The sequence below is a fragment of the Streptomyces mashuensis genome (genome assembly GCF_014654785.1).
Taxonomy (GTDB): domain Bacteria; phylum Actinomycetota; class Actinomycetes; order Streptomycetales; family Streptomycetaceae; genus Streptomyces; species Streptomyces mashuensis.
Genome location: NZ_BNBD01000002.1, coordinates 288,903 through 314,844 on the forward strand (window position 1 = coordinate 288,903; position 25,942 = coordinate 314,844).

Genomic DNA, 25,942 nt, shown 5'->3' on the forward strand with positions numbered 1-25,942 from the left:
TGCGCTCCCTCTCCCGATCGCCCTCCCAAAGTGAGCACGCGACACTAACGCCACGCGGCCCCCATCGTGCGCGCCGTGAGTACACCGCCTGAGACACCCTCGCCGCGAAGCCTCGCCCGCGAAGTCGCCGGACTGCTCCTCGCCGCCGTCGGCATCCTCGTCGTGCTCGTTGCCCTGGGCGCCATGCACCCGGTGCTGAGCAGCAGCGTGGCGGCTGCAGGCACCTTCGCGGCCTTCCGCTTCCTGGCGCCTCCGAGGACCAGGGTCTCCCGCGCCGTCACCTGCACCATCAGTGCCATCACGGCGGCAGCCGCCGTCGGCTGCGCCCTCGTGTACTTCCCGCTCCTCGGCTGGGTCGAAGTCGGCACAGCCCTCGCCGCGGCAGGCGTGTGGCTGGCCAGTGAGGGGGCCTAATGCCACAGCGCCAGTTCCTGCCCGGTCTCCGCCGTCTCCTCGTTCCGCGCTCGCCGGTTCGGCTGGAAGAGAAGTCGGCCGGGCCGATCGGCAACTCGTACGTCTCCATGACCTATGCGGGCACCACGACCGTGTGGGGCACCGAGAACCGCGCCGCGGGCTGGGACCTCGACCGCGTCATCCAGGAGGGATACGAGCGGAGTATCTGGACCTTCAAGTCCGTCGAGGCGATCTCCAAGCACCCCGGCGCGCTCACCGTCGAGATCGGACGTGGTGGTGACGAGCGGCAGTTCGCGGAAACGCTCACCGACCACCCGCTCCTGCACGTCCTGAACGTCCAGGCCAACCCGCTGGAGCGGGCCACCGTCTTCAAGAAGCGACTCTCCGCGCAGCTCCTTTTGTCGAAGAAGGGCGCATTCGTCGAGATCACTCGCAGCCGCGGCGGCACCGTCACCCGCCTCGACCTGCTGCCGCCCAACCGGGTCGAGCCGATACCCGACAGTCGCGGCGACTACGTCTCCCACTTCGAATTCACGACATACGACGGACGGGTCCGGGAATTGGACCCCAGCCGCGTCGTCTGGCTACGTGACCCGCATCCGACCGATCCTTACTGCGGCGTCACGCCGCTGGAGGCCGCTGGCCTGTCTGTCGACCTGGATGTGAAAGCCCGGACGTACAACATCGCCTTCATCGACAATGACGCGCGTCCGTCAGGAATCGTCGGGATCGACGTTGACGGTCTGGACCAGCGCGAGATCGACCGGATTCAGCAGCGTCTCGCCCCGGGCGCCCAGAACGCTGGCGAAACTGTCGTCGTCGGCAGCGGGCCGGGCGGGCTTAATTACGTGGACACCAGTACCCGTCCGCGCGACATGAATTACGAGGCGCTGGCCAAGACGGCGAAGGACGAGATCCTGAGCGCGTTCGGCGTCCCGGAGAGCATCGTCGGCAATGCGAGCGAGCGCACGTATGCGAACGCCGATCGGGAAGAGTGGAATTTCTGGCAGCACACTGAACTCCCTCACCTCGCACTGCTTGCGTCCGCCTTCGACCTAGACCTCGATGACGGGTGGTCGCTCCGCTTCAACACCTCCACCGTCGAGGCGCTCGAGTTCCCCCGCCGCCAGCGGAGGGAGGAAGCTAGGCAGGAGTGGAACGCCGGGCTGATCACGGTCGATGAGTACCGTGAGATCGCCGGACGGCGCCCCTTTAATGTCCCCCACACCCGAGCCCTGTGGATCAGTCCGCAGAAGGCGCCCGTCCCAGCCAACGAGCAGGATGCGGCCGCGCTCGGCGTCGGCCAGGACCCGGCGGCGGGAGGCGTGCCCGGCCTACCCGGCGCCGGCGGCCCGCCGCCCGCCATCGCCCCCTCCGGCCCTGCCGGCGGGTCAGCCGCCGACGCGGTCGCCGAGGCCCGAGGCCAGGCCCTGCAGGCAACCGCCGCCGCAGACGTCGCAGCCGCCCGCGGCACCGCCAGCGATCCGGTGGCCGCGGACACAGCCGCAGCCGCCGTCGACCAGGCCCGCAGCAACGTTCCTCTCGCCTTGCCCGGTGACGCCGCCGACGACGTCACGGCCGCGCGCACCACCCTGGAGCCGCCAACAGCCCACGGGGCTGCTGCAACGGACGTCGACGCCGCGCGCAGTCGCATCGAGCACAAGGAGCTGCCCCGAGAGGATGACGGATTCGAGGTCACCGACAGCGACTTCGATACGGCCGCCGCCGCCATCACCGCGGCACTCACCGCGTTGCTTGCCCGGCAAGAGGGCGTAATCACTGCCCGTCTGCATGCACCCAAGTTCCGTAAGCACACCCGGTACTGGGAGCCGGACGGCGACACCGACGTACGCCAGGGTGACGGTCCGATCGACGGAGCGCGCGTTGTCGGCGCGGCACGGTGGGAAGAGGAGACGGCCAGCACTCTGGCCCCCATCCTCCAGCAGACCGCAGTGACCACCGCGGCGGCCCTGAGTAGGAGCATGAGGGGCGCAGTCACCGTGCTGCCGAGCGCGGCCGCCGCCGGGCTCGCCGCCTCGACCATGGCCGGGCGTGCGCTCGCGGCACTGCTCTCCGACTTGGCCGAGGCCCTCGACACAGCACAAAGCGAGCCCGTCATCCTCCACGACCTCACCGACACGGTGGCCGCGTTCTATCGCGCGCGCTCCGCGAAGTTCATCGCCCTGCTCGCCGAGTCCTGCGCCGTCGCGACCGTCAACGGTGCGGCCGATGCCGCCGCCGAAGGTGCGGGGCCCACGGTGCTGCGCACCTGGGTCACCCGCGGAGACACCCGAGTCCGGCCCGCCCACATGGAGCTGAACGGCACCACCCTGCCCGTCGGTATCCCTTACACCGTCCACGGCTCCACCCTGCGTTACCCCGGGGACCCGTTCGCGCCCGCTGGTCTCACCCTCAACTGCCGCTGCCGCCTCCGATACCGCACTGGCCCCAGCTCCCGGGAGACCTCCTGACCTAGCCAGCCATCTGGTCTCCCTGAGCCGCCGTCCATCAGCACGCGACGCTAACCGAGTGCGATGTGCATGGTCCGCGCCATGGTGAATCGCACTTCCCCGGCCGACCTGAGTCGCACCCTTGAGGCCAAGTCCGTACGTCGGCCGTGGAACGCTGCCCTGCACCCCAGGGACTCGAAGGGCAGGTTCATCGAGACCGGCGGCGTCGCGAGGTTGTGGTCAGGCAAGCTCGCCCGCGTCGTTCGTGCCCTCCCGCATGACCGCGTGCTCGTCCAGGACCGCGCGGCCGACGGGACCTACACCGGGCGACGCCACAGCACCAGCGCCCGCTGGATCACGATGGTTGCGCGCCCCGACGGCAGCGCCCCCACCTCGAACCAGAAGAAGGTCGAGGCAGAGGACGCTCGCCGCGATCAGGACGAGCGGCGTGGCCTGGGTCTCTCCCGCGACGACCACGGAGACCCGGACACCCCCGATGAACCGCACGACGCCGACGACGAGGGCAACCCCATCGGAGGCGATGCCGGCGACAGCCCCGCAGGCGACGATCAGGACGAGCCCGAGGACGGGCACCACGACGTCGACACCGCCGCGCTGCCCAACCGCAAGGCCCGCGCCGGAGCCCGATTCGAGGACACCGCCGCCGTACGCCGCCACTTCCTCGACCTGGCCCAGCAGCCCGGCGCCAACGCGCCGGCGCTGCGCCGCTTGGCTGGTGACGAGGATCTACAGGTCACCCCGTCTGGCGGCCTAGTCACCACCCGGGACGACGCCACCGGCCGCTGGTACCTCACCTCCACCGGCACCGGCGGCTACCTCGGCGTCGGCGACTTCGCCACCCGCGAGGAAGCTGAAGCGGCGGCCGATTACATCAATGAGCACGTCCGCAATGGGCACATCATGCCGGGCGAGTTCAACGAGCCGATCGATTTCTCCGACCCCAAGATCGCCGAATGGCTCCTGACGTGGCGCTCCACGAAGGGTGAGGACGCAGAGCAGGCCATCCGCCGGGCCGTACGGGACTTCCACGCCTCCTGGGAGAACGACAACGCCCCGAAGGCCCCGGTTGCCAGCCAGCAGCGTGCCCAGGCTCGTGGACGGTTCACCACGCTCCAGCAGGTCCGCGCTAACTGGTCCCAGCGGGCTGATGCCCTGCGCGCCTCCGGCAGCGAGCAGGACCGGCGCGCGGCCCGGGACCTCGATGCCCTGGTGAAGGAGCAGCGCCTCAAGCTCGTGGGCGGCGGCCAGTTCGTCGCTCGCCGGATTGAAGGCGACTGGTACCTGCACGCCACTGGTACGGGGCAGCAGATGCCATGGTGGTTCGACCGGCAGGGCGACGCCAAGGGCTTCGCCGAGCACATCGTCGGCGCGCTCAAGGACAAGGACGGGGCGCCGCTCGACTTCTCCGACCCCAAGTTCGCCGAGTACCGGCGGACCTGGCGCTCCGCGAAGGGCCGCGACTACCAGCAGGAGTGGACGGCTGCCCGCGCCCTGTGGGACCAGGACCACCCGCCGAAGCACAGCATCGCGACCGACCGGCTTGCTGAGACGCTGCGCCGTCGCCCCTTCGGTGACGACGACGGCCAGGCGCCGAAGGCGGACGCGCCCACGCAGTCGACAACAAAGCCCGAGGTCACCGACAAGCCCGAGACCCCGGAGCACGTGCGGGCGGACTCCGCGGAGAGCGAGCAGGAGAGGAGCACGTCGGCCGAGGAGCCGGCGTCGGCTCCCGAGCCTGCCGTAGTCCAGCAGCTGGAGGAGGGCTCGGAGCCCGAGACCGACGGTCGGCCGGTAGGCGTACCCAAGGAGGCCGAGCCGGTCGAAGGCGTGCCCGGGTACTGGGCGACTTCCTGGAACCCCGGGCCGGTCACCGTGTACGGCCCGGACGGGGCCCGTATCGCCTCCGTCGTCGGCAGTTACAGCGACCGTCACGCCATGGTCGATGGCGTCTACGTGCCCATCGGCAGCAACGCGAACATCGCCGACCAGATCATCGCCCGCCACCACTTGGCCACCACTAACCCGGACCAGGCCGACCACGTGCACCTGGCGTGGACCACCCACAAGGGCAAGCGGGTCCTGGCCGTGCGCGGCACCATCAAGAACGACGCTCGCGATGACCGGGCAGTCGGCGCCGCCGGAAAGCTGGCCTGGTCCCCGGTCCAGAAGGCCCGCATCACGGGCACCCAGTGGAAGCCGGAGACTCGCGACCGCAAGGCCGCCGACATCCTCGCCGCTTTCGTCCGGCAAGGCCGCAACGTCCGCGTCACCGACGAGGACCGCAACAACGCCGGCGCTCCGGATACCGCGCAGCTGGACGAGGACGCTAAGGAGCTCCGGGCGATGCCCGAGGCGGACCTGCGCCAGCACCGCGACAACCTCAAGGTCCACGCCGAGGTCGCGACCACCCCGGCCCGCAAGCAGCGAGCCCGCGCCGCCCTGCAGAAGGTCGAAGCCGAGCTCGAGCGGCGCCGCATCGACCAGGCCGACGAGAACAACCACGACGAGCCCCAGCCCCCCAAGCCGAGCGCACAGGACCGCGCGGCCGCGATGAGCGACGAAGACCTCACCGAGGCCATCAACCGCTCCGAGCGGGACCGCGGCACCTACGGCCCTCGCCGCGGCGACCGGCTCAATGAGGACGAGCAGGCCCTGTACGCCGATCGTCGCCGCCGGACCACCGAGCGCGTCAACCAGGCGGAGCGCCCCCAGGATCTGAGCGACGAAGACCTTGCCACCCGCATCAAGGAGCTGCAGTCCCGGGAACGAGCCCACAAGCCGTCGGGGACGATCCACGAAGAAGAAGACCTCGCCCCCGAGCGGGACCTGTGGAACCAGGTAACCGAGCGTCTGGCAGATGCCGAGACCGAGCAGCAGGCTCGCCGTCTCCACGCCATCCAGCAGCGTCCGCCGGTCCAAGACCTCGAAGACGACGCCCTGGAGAAGGAGTTCCTGAGCCTGCCCGCCCGCATGCGACGCCTGGGCGCGGAACAGAACGAGATCCTGGCGGCCCGCCGGCACGCGGTGTACGAGGAACGGCAGAACCGAAAGGCCGACGTCTACCGCAACGGCCCCGACCCTGCCGGGCTCAACGACGCGGACCTGGACCAGGCGTTCCGCGACCTCCACAAGAAGCGGAACCTCACCACCGGCCGGGAGCGGGAGGCCCTGGAGGAGCGACTGAAGGCCCTCTTCGAAGAACAGAACCGCCGCGGCGCCGAGGGCCGTGAGCAGAAGGTCAACCGTGCGGAGGCCCGAGAAGACCCGCTCACCAGCTCGTACGGTATCTCCGTCCGGGTCGACGGCAACGACTACGGCCAGATCAGCTACCACGAGCACGACTCCCCGTACGCGGGCGGCCACAAGGCCGGGTGGAACGCACAGCGCCAGCGCCACGGCAGCACCCTGGGCGCCTTCCCGAGCATGCCCGAGGCTCTGGCCGCGATCGTCGACAGCTACGACACCGACCCCGCGAGCGAGCCGGTGCGCCTGTATGGCCCCGTGCGCCGCGTGTGGGTGCCGAAGATGTTCTTCGAGCTGTACCAGTCCTCCCGCCGGGCCGACTCCTTCCCGGCAGCGAGCAAGGAACGCCAGACCCTCTACGGTCTGTTCAAGGGACACGGCTACGGCTGGTCCGACAACACCAACCCGATCACCGGGAAGATCGGCAAGGGCGCGAACATCGACGTGCCCGAGGGCCTGCTCGCAGAGTTCCACCGGGTCACCGAGGATCTGTCTCGCGAGATGATGCTCCGGTCCAGCGACCGGGAACTGGACTCGTCGGATCGGTCGAAGGCCCGCACCCGGCTGGCCTCCATCAACGCTGCGCTGCACGGGATCGACGGACAGCGCACCGCAGTACGCAAGGATGGCGGGGACGACGACCGCAAGGTCATCTCCCGCGAGGAGATCGAGGCGCAGCAGGCAGCCCTGCGCGCGGCTCTCGGAACGGATGAAGGGGCTGACGGTGAGCATCTACAGCCAGACGGCCAGGGACCACTGGACGAAGTACCGTCCGCGGGAGCTGGCAGCGATGGACGACGCGGAGACGTTCTTCCTGAACAAGGGCAGGGAGATCGAGACGGCGATTCTGGCGGCCGAGGAGGCGCTGGAGGCGACCGTGCTGGCGGCGACGGAGTACGAGAGCCGGGCGGGTCAGATCAGGCAGATCAGGGCGGACGCGACCGCGATGGTTCTGCGGGAGCTGCTGCCGGAGCCGGAGCCGGAGACCGAGGAGCTGCCGGCACTCAGTCCGGAGATGCGGGATCTGCTGGCGATGCAGGACGCGGTGTACGACATGTAGCGCCGCGCTTCCGGCCAAACCCGGCCGACGCCGCCACCAAGGGACCGATCCAGCGTGCCGCCGCGAACGTCGAGGCCATCCGGGTCCTGAAGCGGCTCGAGCGGGAGAACCGCCCGGCCACCGAGAAGGAGAAGGTCACCCTTGCCCGCTGGAGCGGGTGGGGCGCGGTTCCGATCATGTTCGCCTCGGAGCCGAACGAGAAGGAACCCCGCTACCAGCAGGGCGGCGCACGGTACGGCAAGTTCGCGCAGGACCACGCCCGCTGGGCGGAGTACCGCGACCTGCGCACCATGCTCTCCGACGAGCTGACGCCGCTGGAATGGCAGCAGGCCCGGCGCGGCACGCTGTCGATGCACTACACGCCGCAGCCCATCGCCGAGGCGATGTGGGACGGCCTCAAAGCACTGGGGTTCGAGCGCGGTGACGTCCTCGAGGCCGGCTCCGGCTCCGGCACATTCTTCGGCGTCTCCCCGGAAGGCGCCCGCCTCACTGGCATCGAGCTGGACCCGACCACGGCGCGGATCGCGAAAGCGATCTACCCGGACGCCAACGTCCTGAACGAGAACTTCGCCGAGACCGACGCCCACCCCGGCACGTTCGACGCGAGCATCGGCAACGTCCCCTTCGCCTCGGTGCCTTTCGGCGACAAGCGGTACCCGGCGGAGTCCCTGCACAACGGGTTCATCACCAAGGAACTCGCACTGACGAGGCCGGGTGGAATCACCCTGCTCATCACCTCCCGGCACACCCTCGACTCCAAGGGCGACAAGGCTCGCAAGCAGATCGCCAAGTACGGCGACCTCATCGGCGCTGTCCGCCTGCCGTCCGGTGTCTTCAACGACGCCGGGACCAGCGTCGTCACCGACGTCCTGGTGCTGCGGCGCCGCGCCGACGGTGACGACCCGGGCGACACCTCGTGGCTGAATGCGCCCGAGCGGAAGGTCGGGGACGTCCGCGAGCACGTCAACTCGTACTTCACCGAGCATCCCGAACACATCCTCGGCGACCTGACCACCGAGTCGTCTCCATTCGGGCCGCGCCTGACCGTCAAGGGCAACCCGGCCAAGGCCGCCGACCAGCTCCGGGACGCGTTGAAGGACATCGCGACCAAGGCGAAGGCCGACGGCAACGGTTACAAGCCGCACCCCGACGGCGACAACCGGCCGCCCGTGCTCCTGCAGACCGCGCGGGAGAAGCACGCCAACGACTGGACCGGCCGTCTCTACGAGGGCGACGACGGCAAGCTCTACCAGCACGTCAACGGCGGGAACCCCGTCGTCGTCGAGCCGTCCGACGGCCGCGAGGACCAGCTCCGCGCCCTGATGGAGCTGCGCGACGTCGCTGCCGAGCTGCGTGTGCTGGACCGCAAGAACGCGGAGGACGAGCGCGCCGAGAAGCTGCGCGCCCAGCTCCGCGGCCTTCACACCGCGTACGTCGAGCAGCACGGGCCCCTGTCCAAGCCCGGTCAGTTCCGCAGCATGAAGACCGGCACGCGGCCGGACGGGACGGAGGAGCGGACACCGACCGCGTTTGGCTATTTCCGCTCCGACCCGGACGCCGGTTCGGTCCTCGCCCTGGAACGGTGGGACGCGGACAAGCAGGAGCCGATCCTCTCCCGCGTCTTCGATGAGCGCGCCGCCGCGCGCCGGCAGCCGCTCGACCGGACCGACGACCCGAAGACCGCTCTGTCCGCGGTCGTGGCCGCGACCGGCGAAGTCGACCTCGGCGAGATCGCCCGCCTGCTGAACATGGACCCCCAGGACGCCCTCCGGGCGCTGGGCAACGAGGTCTTCACCGACCCGACCACCGGCCGCCTGGAGCTGGCCGGCGCCTACCTGTCCGGCCCCGTCCGCGACAAGCTCGAAGCCGCACGCCGAGCCGCCGAGAAGGACCCGGCGTTCGCCGTCAACGTCTCCGCGCTCGAAGCGGTCCAGCCACCCGACCGCACCATCGGCGAGTTCACGCCGGAGATGGGTGCGCACTGGACGCCGCCCGAGCTACTGCAAGGGTTCCTGCGCGAGTACCTGGGCGACAAGACGCTGCGCGTCGCGCATGACGACCGCTACGGCTGGATGCTCTACACCGGCCAGGTCCCCAAGGCCAACAACGTCCTGCACGGCGTCGCGGCCGACGAGGAAAAGGGCACCAAGGGCAAGAACGCGGTCGAGATCGCCCGCGCCATCCTCGGCCACGGCTCGCTGACGATCTACCGCGACGACAAGCGCCGGGACGTCGACGAAGAAACGTCACGGCTGGTCCGGCAGAAGGCCGACCAGATGCGGTCGGAGTTCGCGAAGTACGCGACGGCCAACGCCGACCGGCTCACACGGCTGACCGACTCCTACAACAAGATCATGAACGGGCATGTCGTCCGTTCGTACGACGGCATGAGCCCGTCCCTGGACGGCTTCACCCCGGACCGCACCCCGCACGCCTGGCAGCGCTCCGGCGCCGCCCGCATGCAGTTCGAGCGCTCGGTGATCCTCGCCCATGAAGTCGGCCTGGGCAAGACCAGCACGCTCGTCATGGGCACCCAAGCCCTCAAGGCGTCCGGGCAGATCGAGAAGCCGTACGCCGTCGTCCCCGACCACCTCGCCCAGCAGTGGTACGACGAGGCGCGGTTCCTCTACCCCAACGCCGAGATCCACCTGATCACCAGCGGGGACCTGGCCGACGGGCGCCGCGACAGCACCCTGGAGTGGCTGCGCGCCAACAAGCCGGACCTCGTCATCTTCACCGAACCCGCCTTCGGCTCGATCAAGATGAGCCCCGAGGCGCAGGAGGAGTACGAGTTCCGGGAGCTGCAAGCTCTGCGGGAACAGCTCGACCGGCAGTACGAGGACGCGACCAACCCAGATCACCCGTTCATCGTCGCCAAGATCGAGCAGCGCATCGCGACGGTCCAGAACAAGATCAGCAAGAACGCAGCGCCGATGCGGACGCCCGGCCAGACGTACTGGGACGACCTCGGGTACGACTACGCCGTCGTCGACGAGGCCCACCGGTACAAGGGCGTCGGCTTCCGCTCCCGCGAGGGCGGCGGTGACCCCGCCTCCATCCGCGGCATCGACCTGCACCAGAAGCTCACCGACCTGCACCGCCGCCGTGCCGGCCGCGCCACCGTCACCCTGGCCACCGGCACGCCCCTGTCCAACAGCATCACCGAGCAGTTCACGATGCTCGCCTTGGCCGCCCCGTGGGTCCTGGACTCCTACAAGGCAGGCGCCCCGGACCTGTGGGCCGCGACCTTCGGCCGCAAGACCCTCCGTGTCGAAAACGCCCCCGATGGGTCCGGCCTGCGCGTTGTGGAGCGCTTCTCCGAGTTCCACAACCGCCGCGCCATGAAGACCATGTGGGGCTTGGTCGCGGACACCAAGCGCGCTGACGACGTCGGCATCCCCCGCCCGAAGATCGCGAACGGCGGCCCCAACCTGGTCATGGTCGATCCGACCAAGGACCAGACAGCCCGACTGAAGCAGCTCGTCGCCCGCGGACGCGCGATCCACAACGGCGACGTCGACCGGTCGCAAGACAACATGCTCGCCGTCTCCAACGAGGGCACGTCCGTCGCGCTGGACCCGCGGCTCGTCGACCCCAAGGCACCCGCCGGCAACAAGCTCGCCGCCGTCGCCGCCCGGCATGTCGAGCGCTACCACCAGCACAAGGACCGCGTCTACAAGACGTACTACGGCAGCACCGAGGACCACCCGACCCCCGGCGCCCTCCAGATGATCTTCCTGAACGAGGGCGTACCGGGCGGCAACAACCGCGGCTCCTTCGACGCGTACGCCGAACTCAAGCGGCTCATGGTCGCGGGCGGCATCCCCGAAGAGAAGATCGCGTTCGTCCAGGACCACAAGAAGACGGGCAAGCCCGAGGAACTGGCCGAGCTGTTCCGCCGCGCCCGCGACGGTGAGATAGCCGTACTCATCGGCTCCAGCAGCGTTGCCGGCACCGGCATGAACGCCCAGAACCGCATGGTGTCGCTGACCCACGTCGACCTCGACTGGGGCGCCGCGCAGATGGAGCAGCGCAACGGCCGCGCCATCCGCTACGGCAACCAGAACCCCGTAGTCGACATCGACATCTTCGCCACCAAGGGCAGCCTCGACGGCTGGAAGGCCGGGTTCGTGGCATCCAAGGCCGAGGGTCTGGTCGACATCCAGCGCCCGGAGATGGCCGACAGTGACACGCGCGACACCGTCACCGAGCTGGACGTCGACTACCCCGACTACGAGACGATGGAAGCCGAGATCGGCGGCAACCCCTACATGAGCCAGCTCATGAAGGCCCGCCGTCTCCTGCGTGACCTGGAGATCGACCAGCACAATGAGGCTGCCGAGCGCGTCCGCCGCCAGGAGGCCCTGGCCGACCTGAAGCAGGAACTCGCCGACACCCGCGACGGCATCGCCCGCCGTGAGGAAGCCCTGCCCCGTATCCGCGACGTCCGCGGCACCTTCGCCATGAACCTCGACGGCCTGCCGTACACGGAGCGCGCCGACGCTGCGGCAGCCCTGCACCGGCAGGTCACCACCCAGCTTCTGGAGCACGACCGCGACGGCATAGGCCCCTGGAAGGTGCTGGGCCAGTTCGGTGGCCTCGACGTCGCCGTGCGGACCGAACGGCGCGCGGACGGCAAACTCATCGCACACGTCGGCTTCCCTGACCTGGCACGCTCGGACTTCGAGCGTGGGCCGGATGACCTGAAGAAGCGGGGCGCCGGGTCGGGCATGATCACCCGGCTGACCAACGCGCTGGAGAAGGCGTCCGCCCTCCAAGAGGCTGACCGCGCCCGGCTGCCGGAACTCGACGAACAGATAGCCCTCTTGCAGTCGGCGCAGGCCGCTGCGGATTTCACTCCGCAGATCGAGCACGCGCGGGCTCGCGCGAACCTGCTGGACGACATCGTCGGCCGGATAGCAGATCTCGACAGGGTGCCCGAGATCGACGAGGGGGAACTCGAGAAGAGGCTGACCAAGGCCCAGCGTCGCCGGATTGTCGAGGATCGGAATCAGGCCCGCATCCCGCTCCAGGCTGCCGTCGGCGCCGCGGTGCTCACGCTCGAAGACTTCGACCGCAAGTTCCCCGAGCCCGAGCGCGCCGAGAAGCCGAAGGTGCCGGAGGAGCGGGAGCCGGAGCAGGACCAGGTGCGGCTCTCCACCGAGGAGGTCTCCCAGGCCCTCCGTCAGCTCCGTAGCGACGACACCAGCGAGGAGCACGCCGACGCGCCGGACAGCGCAGCGGGCGCTGCAGATGGCGGCGACGGCGGCCGCGACCTACCGGTGACGTCCGCTGCTCCCGGTGACGAGAACCCGGAGGATGGCGACACAGAGCAGCCGGCACCGTCCCGGAGCGATGGGGTGGTCCAGCCGGACGCTCCGACCGACGAGGCAGAAGACGCCCCGGACGCCCCCACGGTCACCGACGACACGGTCACCCTCGACCGCGACGAGGTCGCCCAGCAGCTTGACGCCATCCGCCCTGAGGGCACCAAGGCACCGTCTGCCATGACCGATCGGGAGATCGCCGACGAGATCGTGGCCCTCATGGAGCGGGAGATGGTCGACGGCGAGCTGATCGGCGCCGACCGTACCCGCATGGCCGTGCTGGAAGCGGAGAAGGACCGCCGCGCCGGGCGTACGCCGAAGCCGGAGCCGAAGAAGCCAGCGGCCGCCGAGCCGGATGGCAGCCTCTTCGACGTCGACGAGCCGGAGGCGCAGGGCCCCGTCGCCGCCGACCCGAACAATCCGCTCGACCAGCCTGACGATCTCTTCGGTACCCCGGACATGTTCGCTGACCACGAGGGACGTGACACGAGCCGCCTCCGCCCGGTGCAGATGCGCAACCCCGAGGACCTGGAGGAAGGAGTCCGGTACACCGACGCGGACGGTCGTACGCACACGGTCGCTGAGCCGCCGCGACGTACCAGCCGGGGCCGCGTCCGGATCGTCACCAGCGACGGCGAGGAGCGGTTCTACAACCGCGACGCCGAGCTCCGGCTGCGGCACCCGGACGAGGAGCTCGACAACGGCCGAGACGAACAGTCGACGCCGGACCTCGGCAACGGTGACGCCCCCGCGCGCCTTCATGACGACGACACCGAGCGCGACGAAACCCCGGAGCTCGGCCAGCAGGACGACAGGCAGCCGGGGGACGGCGGCGAGCAGCCCCAGGGCGAGGAGCGGCGCAGCGACGATCCGCGTCACAGCGACCGCAACGCGGACGGCGCAGCGCCGGACGCAGCCCCCGCAGGTTCTGGCGGCCCGCAAACGCCGGACGCTGCACATGACCCGGACACCAACGACACGGACGCCGACAAGCCCGATGCGCAGGACGACGAATTCGACGGCTCGCGCCGTCGCCGTCGCCTTGGCCGTGAGGGCGGCGGCGCCGGCGGAGGAGGCTTCGGCGGTGCGGGCGGCCCGGGGCTGCCCCAACTCAGCCTGCCGCACCCTCCTCGCATCCCGGCGGCCGGCAGCGACGGAACGGACAGCGACGGCACCCACCGCGACAGCGTGGCGCCCGACCGTACGCCGCCGCGCAACGTGGCCGACCTCCGCGACGCGTGGCGCCGCGGCGACCAGCTGACCGCTGACGAGAACACCCCCGAACGGCGGGCATTCCTCGCACAGCTCGCCGACAACCCGACGCTCACCCTCTCTTCCAACGGCGGGCTGGTCACCTGGACCGATGACACCGCCCCCGAGGGGATGCGGCGTTGGCACTTCGCGCAGGCCCGCAACGGCGGCCGCTTCGGCAAGATCACACTCACGGCACGCACCGCCGACGACGCCCGTGACCTCGCCGACCTCTTCGAGATCACCACCGACGCGAACGGGCAGCCGATCAACTGGCACCAGCCGCTCACCCCGGGCGCCATCGACCAGTGGCGCGACCATCAGGGCCGCACGCTGCCCGATGCTCTGCGCACGATGCGTGACCTGTTCCAGGACGGCGACGAGCAGAACAACGACACCCCGCAGCCCAAGCCCGTCGCCGCCCTCCCGGAGGACCTGACCGACCTGAGCGACGACGACCTCGCCGCAGCATGGGGGCGGGGCCTTTCCGAGGCCGACCAGACGCGCGTCGCCAAGGAGATGGACCGGCGCGACGACACCGACCAACGAGTGCGGGACGCCATCCCGACCACGCCAGCAGCCGACGCCGAAGAAGTTCGACGCCGCGGCGAAGCCATGGACGCCGCGCTGGGCTTCGGGAATGCCGATGTCACCCGGCGCCCGCAGACCCGTGAGGAGCGCCTGCAGCATGAATTCCAGGACGTCGACGAGGCGCGCTACTCCGCCGCGATCGACGCCACCAACGGCTACTTCTTCAGCAGCACGAGCCGCAGCCTCCCGCCAGTCAGCGAGCGCGACCTGTTCTCCGGCGGTTCCCTGTCCCAGTTCGGCCGGTGGCGGGACTACGCCAGCGAAGAACTGATCGAGTGGTTCGACAACAACGGAGGGCGCCTCACCTACAACCAGTACAAGCAGCGCCGCCGCGCGGACGAGAGGGTCGACCGCGAGAAGTACGAGAAGGAGCAGCGCCGCGCCGCGGCCGCGAATGACACGGCCACTCCTGGGGCGGACAGCCTCGCCGGACCTGGCACCGACGGCATTGACCTGCCGTCGTTCACCCTCACCCCGGAGTCCGAGGAGGACGCGAACCGCCGCTTCGGCGGCACCGACCAGGTGCGTGCCCTCGCCGAGCGCGCCGAACTCCGCCCGGCTGCTGCCAGCACCGGCACGTTCGACGTCTGGATGAACGGCCGCCGCATCGGCACCGTGCGCAACGCGAACCCCAACTCGCCCGACCGCCAGCAAATGTGGGACGCAACGCCGCTGCTGACGATCAACCACGACCACAACAGCCGATCCGCCACCCGAGAGTTGGCCGTGGCCAACCTGGTGGTACGCGCCGAGCGAAACCCCGCCGACGCCACGAACCCCAACGAGGACACCTGGAACACGGTCAAGGCGCACCTCGCAGGCCACACGCCGGAGCTGCCAGACCTCCCCGGCAGCCTCAGCAGCGACCCGGCGGTCAAGGAGCGGTACGACCGGCTCGTGCAGCTCGTCGAGTCCTTCCGTTCGCAGCAGTCGCCCAACGGAAACCTGGCGAAGGACCTGGCGCAGGCCCGCGACGAGTTCCAGTGGCTGCGCGACACCTTGTCCGCCACCCAAGGCAGTCAGCAGGACCGTGAGGGCCTCCAGGACCTGGAGCAGCGATCCGTGTGGGCGGAGCGCCTGCGCGAGGGACTCGCCGAGGACGCCGAGAACCGGGCCCCGGACGGGCCCGGCGACGAGCCGGACGGAGCAACCCCGGCGGTGACCGCCGCAGCCCCCGGCGGCTCGGAGGAGCCGTCCAACGACGACGTAGCCACCCCCGCCCCCGGCGGTACCGCCGCCCTGCGCCTGAGTGCAGTAGGCCAGCCGCGCCCGGCGGACGCCGCACCGGACGTGCCTGAAACCCGGCGCGACGACAGCCCCGCAGACGTGCCAGAAACTCGGCGCGACGACAGCGTCCCGGACGTGCCCGAGACTCCGCGCGGCGACAGCGCCCCGGACGCCGCGAGCGCCCCCGAAGCAAACGGCAGTGACGATTCGGAGACCAAGCGCACCGGCACCGACGAAACGCCGACCTCAGCCGTCGGCCCAGCCCGCGAGCCCCGGCCCGCGCCGGAGTCGACCCAGGCGTCCGACCGCACCGCCGAGGACACGAACGAGCCCGAGCACCGTTCGGCCCCCGAGCCCATCGGCGGACAGCCCGCGCACTGGGCCAGTGCCGATCAGCTCCAGCCCGGCGACATGGCCCGCATCGACGGCACGACCCGCCGTGGCCGCGCCGTGACCCGTGCCGGGTACGTCCTTGATGCCCCGGAGCGCGTCACCGTGACCCGCCGGGGACGCACCGAGGACATGTGGCGTACGACGATCGGCGAGAGCCCCGATGGCCGGACCGGCAGCCGCGGCACCGTCTACACGCCGCTCAACGCCAGCGCCGCCCATGCCGAGGCCCCGGAAGCCCATGCACCCGGCGCCCCGGCGAGCGGCGCCCAGGACGACGTCGTCAGCGGTGACCTGCCCGACGCCATCGCCACCGACATCCGCGGCATCGGCCTGTTCCCCGGCAGCCACGTCACCGGCAGCGGTGACCGCGAAGGCACGGTCACCGGCGTCACCGACACCACTGTCTCCGTGCGGTGGGCCGACGGCGACACCGACAACGCAGCCGCGCCGGCCTCTCTCGCGGTCGACGACACCGAGGACCGGCGCCCCGCCGGCTGGACCCCCACCGGCCAGCGGATCCGTCCTGGCCACGTCGTCTCCGACGAGAACGGCGCACTCCTCGGACCGGTCGACGAGGCCAACGGCGACAGCATCACGGTCGCCACCGCGGAGGGCACCACCACCCGCCACGCCGCGGACCTTCGCGTCGTCGGGGAAGTCCGCGACGACACCCCCGAAACCGCACCCGTCACCGGCATCAGCGAATCGACCGCCGACGAGATCAACAAGGGCGACGTCGTCGTGCTCGACCTCGACGGCGCTCCAACCACCGTGGAGATCCTGGACACCAACCGCGACGGCGACCGCGTCACCCTCGACTACGTCGACACCACGACGGGCGAGCTCGGCGCCATCGACATGGACGTCACGGCCGTCGTCCACAAGGCCGAAGGCCCGAACGGCGCCGCACCGGACCTCGGCCCGGACGATGCGCCGGCCGCCGACGACGAACTCACCGTCCACGAGCCGCTGCCCTCGCTCGATCCCGTCGACGGCCCCACGGTCGACCCCGACCTCACCCCGGCCGACCGCGACGCCATCGCCGACAACGGCAGCAGCCCCGAGGACAACCCCGACGCCCAGCAAGCCGCCGCCCGGCTCGGCGCCGACCTCCCCGTCACGCCGGAGCAGGCCACCGCCCTCGCGGCCCAACTCCGGGCGAACGCGGACCCGACGACCGCAGAGGGGCGGGCCGCACTGCGCGCCGCCGACCACCTCGACCGCGCTGCCGGCCGGACGGCGCCCGAAGGACTCGACCGCCCCCGTCCGTCCAACGCCGCGCAGATCAGCGAAGGCGACATCATCGCCATGCCCGACCAGCGCCGCGGCGACGAGATCCACATCTACCGCGTCATCGACGTGGAGGAAGGCCCCGGCGGGGTGCGCAGCCTGCTCTTGGAGGACGAGAACCGGCAGTGGAAGCGACGCATCGTCCACGCCGCCATGCCTGTGTGGCAGCTCCCCGAGCCCGCCCCGGACACCACCGGCAGCGACACCCCGGACCCGGCTCCCGCCCCGGCGCCGCGCGACCCCAACCCGCCGATCGCCGCGGTGCGGCGCCAGATCGTCGCCGACCACAGCCGAACGGTGGCCATACGCATCATCGACGAGGCCGTTGCCGGGACCGAGCCGCCCGGCGACATCCACGCCCTGCGCGAGCAGATCGCGCAGCGTCTGACCCCCGATGCCCTGCAAGAGGCCCGCAATGCCGCCCGCCAGGACGCCAACGCCGCCCTGGACGCTGCGGGCATCACCGGCCGCGACCGTGCCGCCGTACAGCAGGCCCTCCACCGGGCCCGCACGAAGGCGCACGAGCGGACCGTCCGTGCCGCGCTCCGTACGATCAACGACCTCGAACCCCTCCCCGGCGAGCCCAACGAGGACCTGGCGCAGCGCGCGGCTGGCCTGCTGCGGCTTATCCCGGACCAGTTCAACGCCCCGTCCCCGTCGCGCCCACGCAACGTCCCGAACAGTGACGGGCTCGCCGACGCCACCACGCACGTCGACGACGCGGTGACCGCGCTTCTGAGGCAGCTCGAAGAGGCCGGGGTCGACCCGGCCGACACCGAGGCACTGACGCGGCTCCTCACGGCGCAGCTCGACGGAACCCGACAGGCCGCCGCCCGGCAGATCGCCGGCCGCGCCGCCGTCATGGCCCCGGACAGTGCCCGGCAGCCCGGCTTCCTCGCACGCGTCATCGCTCTGCTGGGGCGCATGGGCCGTCGCCTCATCGAGCTGGTGAAGACCGCCGCCGAGAAGATCGCCGAGCTGTGGCGCAACAGCCGTGAGCGACTTTCCCGCCTCAAGGCGTTCCTGCGCCGGCTGGTGGGGCGCGTGAGTAACTGGCCTGAGTCCCGCCGCCTGGCGCGTCTGCACGCCGCACTCGACCTCCCGGACATTGAGGGCGAGTCGCTGGCCGCACGGGTGTCCCAGTGGGCGGGCCTGCTGCCCGAGCAGGGCCGCTTCGGGCACGCGCCCCGTCGCGTCTCCTGGTGGCGGCCGACGACGTGGGCGCAGCTCGCCGCGGGCAGGCTCCCCGGCCGCACCGCCGAGACGCGGTGGGTGCCGGACCGCGCCTCCGACGGCGGACCGGGCCTCAGCGCGCTGCGGCACATGGCCGTGCTGCGGGCGGCCGGCACGGACGTCGACCAGGACGTGACCCGCCATCTCGCCGATGCGCTCGGCGACGACTTCGGCGGCGACCCGCACGGCACCCTCCGCCACGCAGACGACTACGTGGCCGCCACCGAGCGACGTCTGCTCAACCTCCAGGCCGCGCGCAGCAGCAACATCGTCCAGGACCCGGCCGTGGACGTGGAGATCGCTGCCGCGCGCATGGAAGCCGCGGCCGCCCGCCGCGAATGGGAGGAGCTGCGGACGCGATACGCCGCGGCGGTGCCCGGCGCCGTTGCGGTGGCCCTGGCCAATGTCCGTGACCTCGGCCCCCAGGGCGCCGCGGGCGTCGTGTTCGGCCTGGACACCACCCCGGACGCCGAGCGGGCCGTGCGCGACGTGCAGCGCCTCATCCCCAGGGACTGGCTCGCCACCCCGGACGGGCGCCAGCTCACCGCCGTCACAGGTGAGGCAGGCCGGTACGAACCCGATACGCGTCGTGTCACAGTCGCCGACCTCGGCGACGCTGGCCTGGGCACGGCCGCGCACGCCCTGGGGCAGCATCTCGCCGGGCACGTGCCGGACCTCGACGCCGCGCAGCGCGCCTTCTGGTACACGCGCACGCACACCGGCCGCCCCGGCGCCCGCACGCTCGACCACACCGCCCTCGGAAGGCTCCTGGCCCAGCAGCAGACGCAGACGGCCACGGGTGACAGCTTCGCCCGATCGCTGCAGGCCATGTTCACCGGCGACTGGTACGAGGACGACGACTTGAGGGCGTTCCTCCTCGGCCTGCTCGCCACACGATGAAGGAGAAGCCCATGCCGCACACCGTCACTGGCCGGTTCGACGACGGCTCCGCCTACCAGGTGCAGATCACCGGAGACGCGGCACAGCCGGTGGTCGGCTCCACCCGCGCGGCGGCGCTCGTCGCGCTGCATGCGGGCGAGCCGATCCTGCTGACGCCGACGGGGCCGCTGCGGACGGTGTCCGGGGACGACGAGGACACCGTTCTCGCCGTCATCCGCCGGTACACCGAGGTCATCGAGAGTCGCGAGGCGGGCAGCACAGGACACTAACCGGTCAGCCTCCCCACTCTGCGCGCCGTGACCAGATACGGAATCGCCATCAAGGCGCTCCCGAAGGGCGGCAAGCCGTTCGGGGACGACGACGAAGACCAGGACAAGGACACCGCGGCCACTGACGGTGCCGACGTCGACACGCCGACGGACGACGCCCGCCCGAGCAAGAAGCCCGCCGCCGTCTCCAGCGAAGAGGCACCGGCCCCTGAGCCCACCGACGACGAGATGCCCAACGAGGCGGCCTCAGACGAGGGAGCCGCCGCCACCGAGGGTGCCGAGACGCCGAGGGACGACGCCGCCGACCCGGCACCCGTCCCGGAGGACGACGCGCGGCCGTGGTCCGGTGACATGTACGACGACGGCGACGAGACCGACCCGGCCGACGCCTTCGCCGCCTACAAGGGCACCGACGGTGAAGAGGCGTGGCTGGACCAGGCCCCAGACGGCACACTGACAGGCTGGGTGCGCGACGCCACCGGCCAGGTATGGCGGTATACGGACCCGGACATCTGGGCCATCGACGTCGACGATGCCCAGATGACCCGCACCCACAGCCAAGCCAACGACGGCAGCGGGGATGCAGCGGCCGAACACGGCGGGCAGGACTCTCTGTTCCCGCCGAAGCAGAAGGAGCAGAACCAGTGGAGCTGAACCGCCAGCGGTATTTGGCGCTCCTCAACGAGGGCAAGATCGCGTTCGCGACGGGAGATCCCTCCGACGCCTGCCCCTACGACCCTTACAGCGCCGACCAAGCGCAGCAGTTCGGCGCCCGCTATTGGACAAAGGGCTGGATCGCGGCGCGCACGGCCGCCGAGGCGAAGATCCCCCAGGACCGGGTCAGCGCAGGACAGTAAACAGGCGAGCACGGCACGGTCCCCGGCGGCCAACAGTCCACCCGCCGGAGGTTCCTCGCCGTGCCGACCGCCCCCACGCCCCGAGCCCCTGTGCCCCGCAAGGGCATCTGCAGGGCGATCTTCGCCGTCACTGGCGTCGTCGACGAAGTCGCGGACCTGATCGTCCCCGGCGCGTTCGCCCACACCCTGGCGACCAGACCCGTCAAAACTGTCTGGCACCACGAGTGGAAGGATCCCATCGGCGTCGTCCTCGAGATTGCCGAATGGCAGCCCGGTGATCCTCGCTTCGCCGAAATCCCGAGCTGGCCCGCCGGTGCCGGGGCACTCGTCGCGACCATCCAGTTCAACTTGCGCACGTCGAAGGGCCGCGACGTGTACGAGCAGGTCCGGCAGTGGCACGACCACGGCGAAGCCCAGTTCTCCATCGGCTACCGCGTTCCGCCGAGCGGCGCGACGAAGCGCTCCGACGGCGTCCGCGTGATCCACAAGCTCGATCTTTACGAGGTCTCCCCGGTGCTGCACGGCGCGCACCCAATGACCCGAAGCTTGGAAGTGAAGGCGGACCCTGGCACGGTCGAGCTGGAGCACAAGGCCACCGCTTCCACCGGCCACATCGACGTCAAGGCCGCCGAATCCCAGGCAGGCCGGGGAGCCATGGTGGCGCTCTACCTGCCCGCGAACACCGCCAGCAGGATCGCCCACCCGCAGGGCACCGCCGCGCGCGATCTGCACATCACTCTGGCCTACCTCGGTGACGCCGACAAGATCCCTGGCCACCCGGACGACCTCGCCGGCATCGTCGCGGCCGCGCTCGACGGCGCCGCCCCGCTCTCCGGGACGATCGGAGGCATCGGCCGCTTCCCCGACTCCGGAGACGGAGAGCCGGCCTTCGTACCGGTCGACGTGCCTGGCCTGGCCGAGCTTCGCGAACGTGTCGTACGAGCACTGGCCCTCTCGCCGCTGTCCGCGGCCCTGCAGACGACCCACGGCTTCACGCCGCACGTCACCTTGGGCTACGACCTGCCCGAAAACCTGACGGCCGTGCCGCCGATCCCCGTCGCCTTCGACACGGTGCACGTCGTGCGCGGACCGGACTCCACCCCCGTTCGCCTCACCGGCCCGGCCGCGAGTGAACCCACTGCGGATACCGAACCTGCACGGGTGAGCACGACTGATCTACGGGCCAGCATCGAGGCGAAGACCGCCCGCGCCGCAGTGCTCGAAGCCAAGGCGGCAGGCGGCCTCGACAAGAACCGTGGTGACGCCGAGCAACTTCGCCACTGGTACGTGCGCGGCGAAGGGGCTGCACAGATCGCCTGGGGCACGGCCGGAGACTTCGACCGCTGCGTGACGATCGCCGGACGGCACATGAGTCCTGACAAGGCCAAGGGCTACTGCAACTTGCGCCACCACGACGCCACCGGCGCCTACCCGGCCACCCATGCCGCCGAGAGCAAGAGCGCTCGCACCGCCGTCCTCGAAGCCAAGTCCCGCATCACCTCTGGAGCCACCGTGTCGCCGATTCAGCCGCTGCCCGCCTCGTACGAGGAGATCCGAGACCGCGTCGGCGCAGCAGTCCGCCGCCTGCTCGCCACCGAGGACGGCACCTGGACGTGCATCGAGGCAACCTACCCGGACCGCGCGATCGTCTCCGTCCACCAGGACGGCGGTGTCGTCAACTACGCCGTGCCCTACGACAGCGTCGGCCCCGAGATATCCCTCGGGGCCCCGCAACCCGTCGAGCTGACCACCGTAGTCATTCCCGACCAGGGGCCGGCACGCGCGGCCGACAGCAGCGAGACCACAGACAGCAGGGTCGTCCGGCCGACCATGCGCGCCCTCGCGGACGCCACCGCTCGCATCCAGGCCGCCGACGGCGCCGAGCAACTCGAGCCAGTGCGCGCTACCGTCGGTGAACTCCTCGCCGCCCTCTCCTCCAAGGGCCTCGACATCAACCCCGATGACCAGCCCGATCAGGAGCAGCCTGTGGCCGCGCCGTCCCCGATGGCAGGCAGCGGCATCGACCTGTGGGACGACGACCCGTACGACGAGCCCCACGACTCCACGCCCGGCCTCGACGGCGGCACCGACGAGGACCCGGAGGACGGCGAAGACGACGAGGACACCGTGCGCCTCGACCCTGCAGAAGTAAAGGCGCAACTCGCCGCGATCCAGGGCTAGCCGCCGCGACTCAGCCTTATCACCGCGTCGGCACTCCGACCGACCACTCCTGTGGCTCACCACGCCACCGAGAACAACAAAACAGCAGGTCAAAGCCCGTGTGCTGCCTTCCTTCAACATGCAAGGAACGGCAGCACGCGACGTTAACCACCCCCGCTCTCTCAAATGCCCCGCGTTGTCGGGTCGTCCCGGTGCTGGCCGGGCGAGCGACGCACGTCAACCGCACCCAGCATCAGGAGAGAGCACCCCGTGAGCACCGCCGTCCTCGAGAGCAAGAGCCTGGTCAGGAACCTCAAGGCTCAGCTCGCCGAGAAGTCCGCCGAAGCCGAGCGGATCTCGCAGACGTTCAAGGTGGAGGACAACGGTGGCTTCGTTGTCAGCACCGAGCAGGCCAACGCCTTCAAGAAGGTGTCCGCCCAGGCGATGGAGCTCAAGCAGCTCATCGCCGACGCTGAGGGCATGGGCGAGGTCAAGCAGTACCTCGCCGCGCCCGACTCCATACCCGCGGCCGGCCAGCACTACGGCCAGAAGCCGCTGAGCACGATGGAGGGCAAGAGCCTCGGTGACCTGTTCGTCGAGAGCGACGCCTACAAGAACGCCGCCCAGGCCGGGTTCCGCGACCGTCCGTACGTCCGCGCGGAGATGGAGGGCAAGTCGATCTTCAGTCTGTCCGCCGGCACGGTCACGCACCAGACCCTCGGCTCCGCGCAGAACCTGGGGATCGCCGAGCGCGAGTACCGGAAGTTCCACATCCGGGACCTGTTCCCCAAGAGCAGCACCAAGCAGGCCGTGCTCTACGGCGCGCGCGAGACCGGCTGGACGAACAACGCCAAGCAGGTGAAGGAACGTTACGGCTCCGACGGCGTCAGCCCGGCGACCGGTGCCGACACCGACACGTGGGGCCGGGCGCCCCGCTCGAAGCTCTCGCTCGTCCCGGTGATGTACCCGGTCAGCGAGATCGCGCACCTGCTCGATGCACACAAGAACATCCTGTCGGACGAACCCCGGCTCAAGACCTTCATTAATTCGAGGATGATCGAAGGCGTGAAGTACCAGGAGGACTGGGACCTCCTGCACTCCGTGGGCGACGGCCAGTCCCTCACCGGCATCTTCAACACCCCCGGCGTCCAGCAGTACAAGGGCCTGAACACCGACCAGTACAGCGTCCAGATCCGGCGCAGCATCACCAAGGCGCTGCTCGCCGAGTACGACCCGACCGGCATCGTCCTGTCGCCCACGATGTGGGAGCACGTCGAGGTTGAGGAGGACAAGACCGGAGCCTTCCGCGTCGCCCTGCAGATCGCCGTTGGCGCGACCAAGCGAGTCTGGCGCCTGGACGTCGTCGAAACGACGGCGATGGCCGACGACAACTTCCTCGTCGGCGCGTTCGGACTCGGCGCCCAGCTCCACGACAGGGAATCCGTCTCGGTGACCGTCTCCTCGGAGAACGCGGACAACTTCGAGAAGGGCCTGATCACCTTCCGGGCCGACGAGCGGGTGGCCCTGGAGGTCCCGCGCCCCGAGAGCTTTGTGATCGGCACCTGGACCCAGCCCACCACCGGCTGACCCCGATGAGGGGAGGCGCCGCCCACCGTCCCCGGCCCGGCGCCTCCCCTCCACCCCTCTTCTGCACGACCTGACACGGAGGAATGCCGGTGACGGACAAGGAACCCGTCGGTCTCGCCGCCGACCTGGACGCGCTGACCGAAGTGCCGGCCGCCCGCAAGGGCCCGCCGTGCAGCGTCGGGGCCGTGTTGACGTCGGTCGACGAGGAGACCGCAGCGACGCTGCGCCGCATCCTCAGCACCCGTACGGTCTCCTCCACGGCCATCGCCGAAGTGCTCAACCAGCACGGCCGCTCGATCACCGCCTACACCGTCGCGCGGCACCGCCGCCGCGGCGAGGCCAACGGATGCCGGTGCACGCGATGACCCTGACGAACGACCTGGAAGCGCTGCTCCAGCCCGCCCCTGCCGCGCAGTCGCAGCCGAGCGAGGTCCTGCGGACGCCCGCATCGGCACCCCGCGGCTGGGAGGCCGGAGTCTGCTACGAGCCGGGCGGCACTATGGTCGTCACCGCCCCCGCCGACGAGCAGCCCCCGAACAGCGAAGCCGACTGGCGCACCCGTGTCGAAGACCTCGGGCTCGCCATCCCCGACGGCTGGAAGGTACGTCTCGTCGAGGCTCGCCACGACCCTGCTGCCTGGCACCGCGACGCCCAGGGCGAGGACGCGGTCACCCGGGCAGTCTGGCGCTGCCGCTACATCGTCGAACCCGCCACACCTGCCTGGCTGTCCGCGGGCGACGTCGACACCCTGGTCCGCGACGCGATGCGCCGCCGCCGCAAGCCCCGCGCGGCCGCCGACACCGCAGAGCGCGCCCTCGTCGTCGTGTACGCCGACGCGCAGGCCGGCAAGGTGGGCAGAGCCGGCGGTACCCCGGAGCTGATCGGTCGCGTCGCCGAGCGGTTCGACCGGCTCGACGACCACATACGGGGCCTGAAGGCCATCGGCCAGGGCCCCACAGCCGCGTACTGGATGGACGCCGGGGACTGCGTCGAGAACTACGAGAACACCGCGCAGCAGGCGTACACCAACGACCTGACCATGACCGAGATGATCCGCGTTCACCGCCGGATCACCTTCGAGGGCCTGGACCGTCTCGCCGGGCGGTTCGACCGCGTTGTCGCGGCGACCTGCGGCTCCAACCACGGCCGCGTGCGCCGTGGCCGCGAAGCCGTCGGGCCGCCCAGCGACGACTGGGGCATCGAGGTCATGAGCCAGATCGCTGACGCGTACGCCCATAACCCCGACTCCTACGGCCATGTGTCCTTCGTAGTGCCGGAACGGTGGCGGGAGACGGTGAGCCTCAACGTCGCCGGCACCACGGTGGGTCTGGCGCACGGCCACCAGTACGCCCGGCCGGAGAAGGCCAGCGACTGGTGGCGGTCGCAGAGCTTCGGGCGACAGGCCATCGCCGACGCCGCCATTTTGATCACCGGGCACTTCCATCACTTCCGGGCCACGCAGCTCGGCGCCGGGCGGCTGCACATTCAAGCACCGACGCTCGACAACGGGTCGGACTGGTACACCGCCCGCAGCGGGGAGGTCTCCTCCACCGGCCTGCTCGTCTTCAGCGTCGGCCCGGACGGCTGGGACCACCTCCGGCTGCTGTAACGCGAGCACCGTGCCTTTCCCGTAGCACGCGACCCAAGCGACTACCGGCGCGCATCCTCC

10 protein-coding genes are annotated in these 25,942 nt (G+C 70.5%); all 10 read left to right on the forward strand.

Going from position 1 to position 25,942, the window contains the following annotated elements; all coding sequences use genetic code 11:
• Positions 1-75: 75 nt before the first annotated feature.
• The 10 genes from IE305_RS06530 (at position 76) to IE305_RS06575 (ending at position 25,882) form a co-directional block, all read left to right on the forward strand.
• Complete coding sequence (locus IE305_RS06530; protein ID WP_190128475.1) at positions 76-414, forward strand: hypothetical protein; 339 nt, start codon at positions 76-78, stop codon at positions 412-414.
• Positions 414-2,885 (forward strand): phage portal protein, encoded by a 2,472-nt coding sequence (locus IE305_RS06535; RefSeq protein WP_190128476.1) that lies wholly within the window; start codon positions 414-416, stop codon positions 2,883-2,885. Before IE305_RS06530 ends, IE305_RS06535 begins: the two co-directional genes overlap by 1 nt.
• A gap of 81 nt (positions 2,886-2,966) precedes the next feature.
• Positions 2,967-19,400 (forward strand): helicase-like domain-containing protein, encoded by a 16,434-nt coding sequence (locus IE305_RS06540; protein ID WP_190128477.1) that lies wholly within the window; start codon positions 2,967-2,969, stop codon positions 19,398-19,400.
• An 11-nt stretch (positions 19,401-19,411) separates the two neighbouring features.
• Positions 19,412-19,669 carry a hypothetical protein gene (locus tag IE305_RS06545; protein WP_190128478.1) on the forward strand — a complete coding sequence of 86 codons (258 nt, stop codon included), beginning with the start codon at positions 19,412-19,414 and terminating at the stop codon, positions 19,667-19,669.
• Between the two features lie 27 nt (positions 19,670-19,696).
• The gene (locus IE305_RS06550; protein ID WP_190128479.1) at positions 19,697-20,323 is read left to right on the forward strand and encodes a hypothetical protein; all 627 of its coding nucleotides are present in this window, start codon (positions 19,697-19,699) and stop codon (positions 20,321-20,323) included.
• The gene (locus IE305_RS06555; RefSeq protein ID WP_190128480.1) at positions 20,314-20,526 is read left to right on the forward strand and encodes a hypothetical protein; all 213 of its coding nucleotides are present in this window, start codon (positions 20,314-20,316) and stop codon (positions 20,524-20,526) included. Before IE305_RS06550 ends, IE305_RS06555 begins: the two co-directional genes overlap by 10 nt.
• Positions 20,527-20,586: 60 nt before the next feature.
• Positions 20,587-22,707, forward strand: a complete 2,121-nt coding sequence (locus IE305_RS06560; RefSeq protein WP_190128481.1) for a 2'-5' RNA ligase family protein — start codon at positions 20,587-20,589, stop codon at positions 22,705-22,707.
• A 249-nt stretch (positions 22,708-22,956) separates the two neighbouring features.
• Positions 22,957-24,273 carry a phage major capsid protein gene (locus tag IE305_RS06565; RefSeq protein WP_190128482.1) on the forward strand — a complete coding sequence of 439 codons (1,317 nt, stop codon included), beginning with the start codon at positions 22,957-22,959 and terminating at the stop codon, positions 24,271-24,273.
• Positions 24,274-24,356: 83 nt separating this feature from the next.
• Positions 24,357-24,638 carry a hypothetical protein gene (locus tag IE305_RS06570; RefSeq protein WP_229890661.1) on the forward strand — a complete coding sequence of 94 codons (282 nt, stop codon included), beginning with the start codon at positions 24,357-24,359 and terminating at the stop codon, positions 24,636-24,638.
• A complete protein-coding gene (locus IE305_RS06575; RefSeq protein ID WP_229890662.1) occupies positions 24,635-25,882 on the forward strand; it encodes a hypothetical protein in 1,248 nt (415 codons plus the stop codon). The genes IE305_RS06570 and IE305_RS06575 overlap by 4 nt, the downstream gene beginning before the upstream one ends.
• The last annotated feature ends 60 nt before the right edge of the window (positions 25,883-25,942 follow it).

Coding starts and splice junctions, on each gene's coding strand:
- IE305_RS06535 (WP_190128476.1), top strand. CDS start 414: ATGCCACAGCGCCAGTTCCTGCCCGGTCTCCGCCGTCTCCTCGTTCCG.
- IE305_RS06540 (WP_190128477.1), top strand. CDS start 2,967: ATGGTGAATCGCACTTCCCCGGCCGACCTGAGTCGCACCCTTGAGGCC.
- IE305_RS06545 (WP_190128478.1), top strand. CDS start 19,412: ATGCCGCACACCGTCACTGGCCGGTTCGACGACGGCTCCGCCTACCAG.
- IE305_RS06570 (WP_229890661.1), top strand. CDS start 24,357: ATGCCGGTGACGGACAAGGAACCCGTCGGTCTCGCCGCCGACCTGGAC.
- IE305_RS06575 (WP_229890662.1), top strand. CDS start 24,635: ATGACCCTGACGAACGACCTGGAAGCGCTGCTCCAGCCCGCCCCTGCC.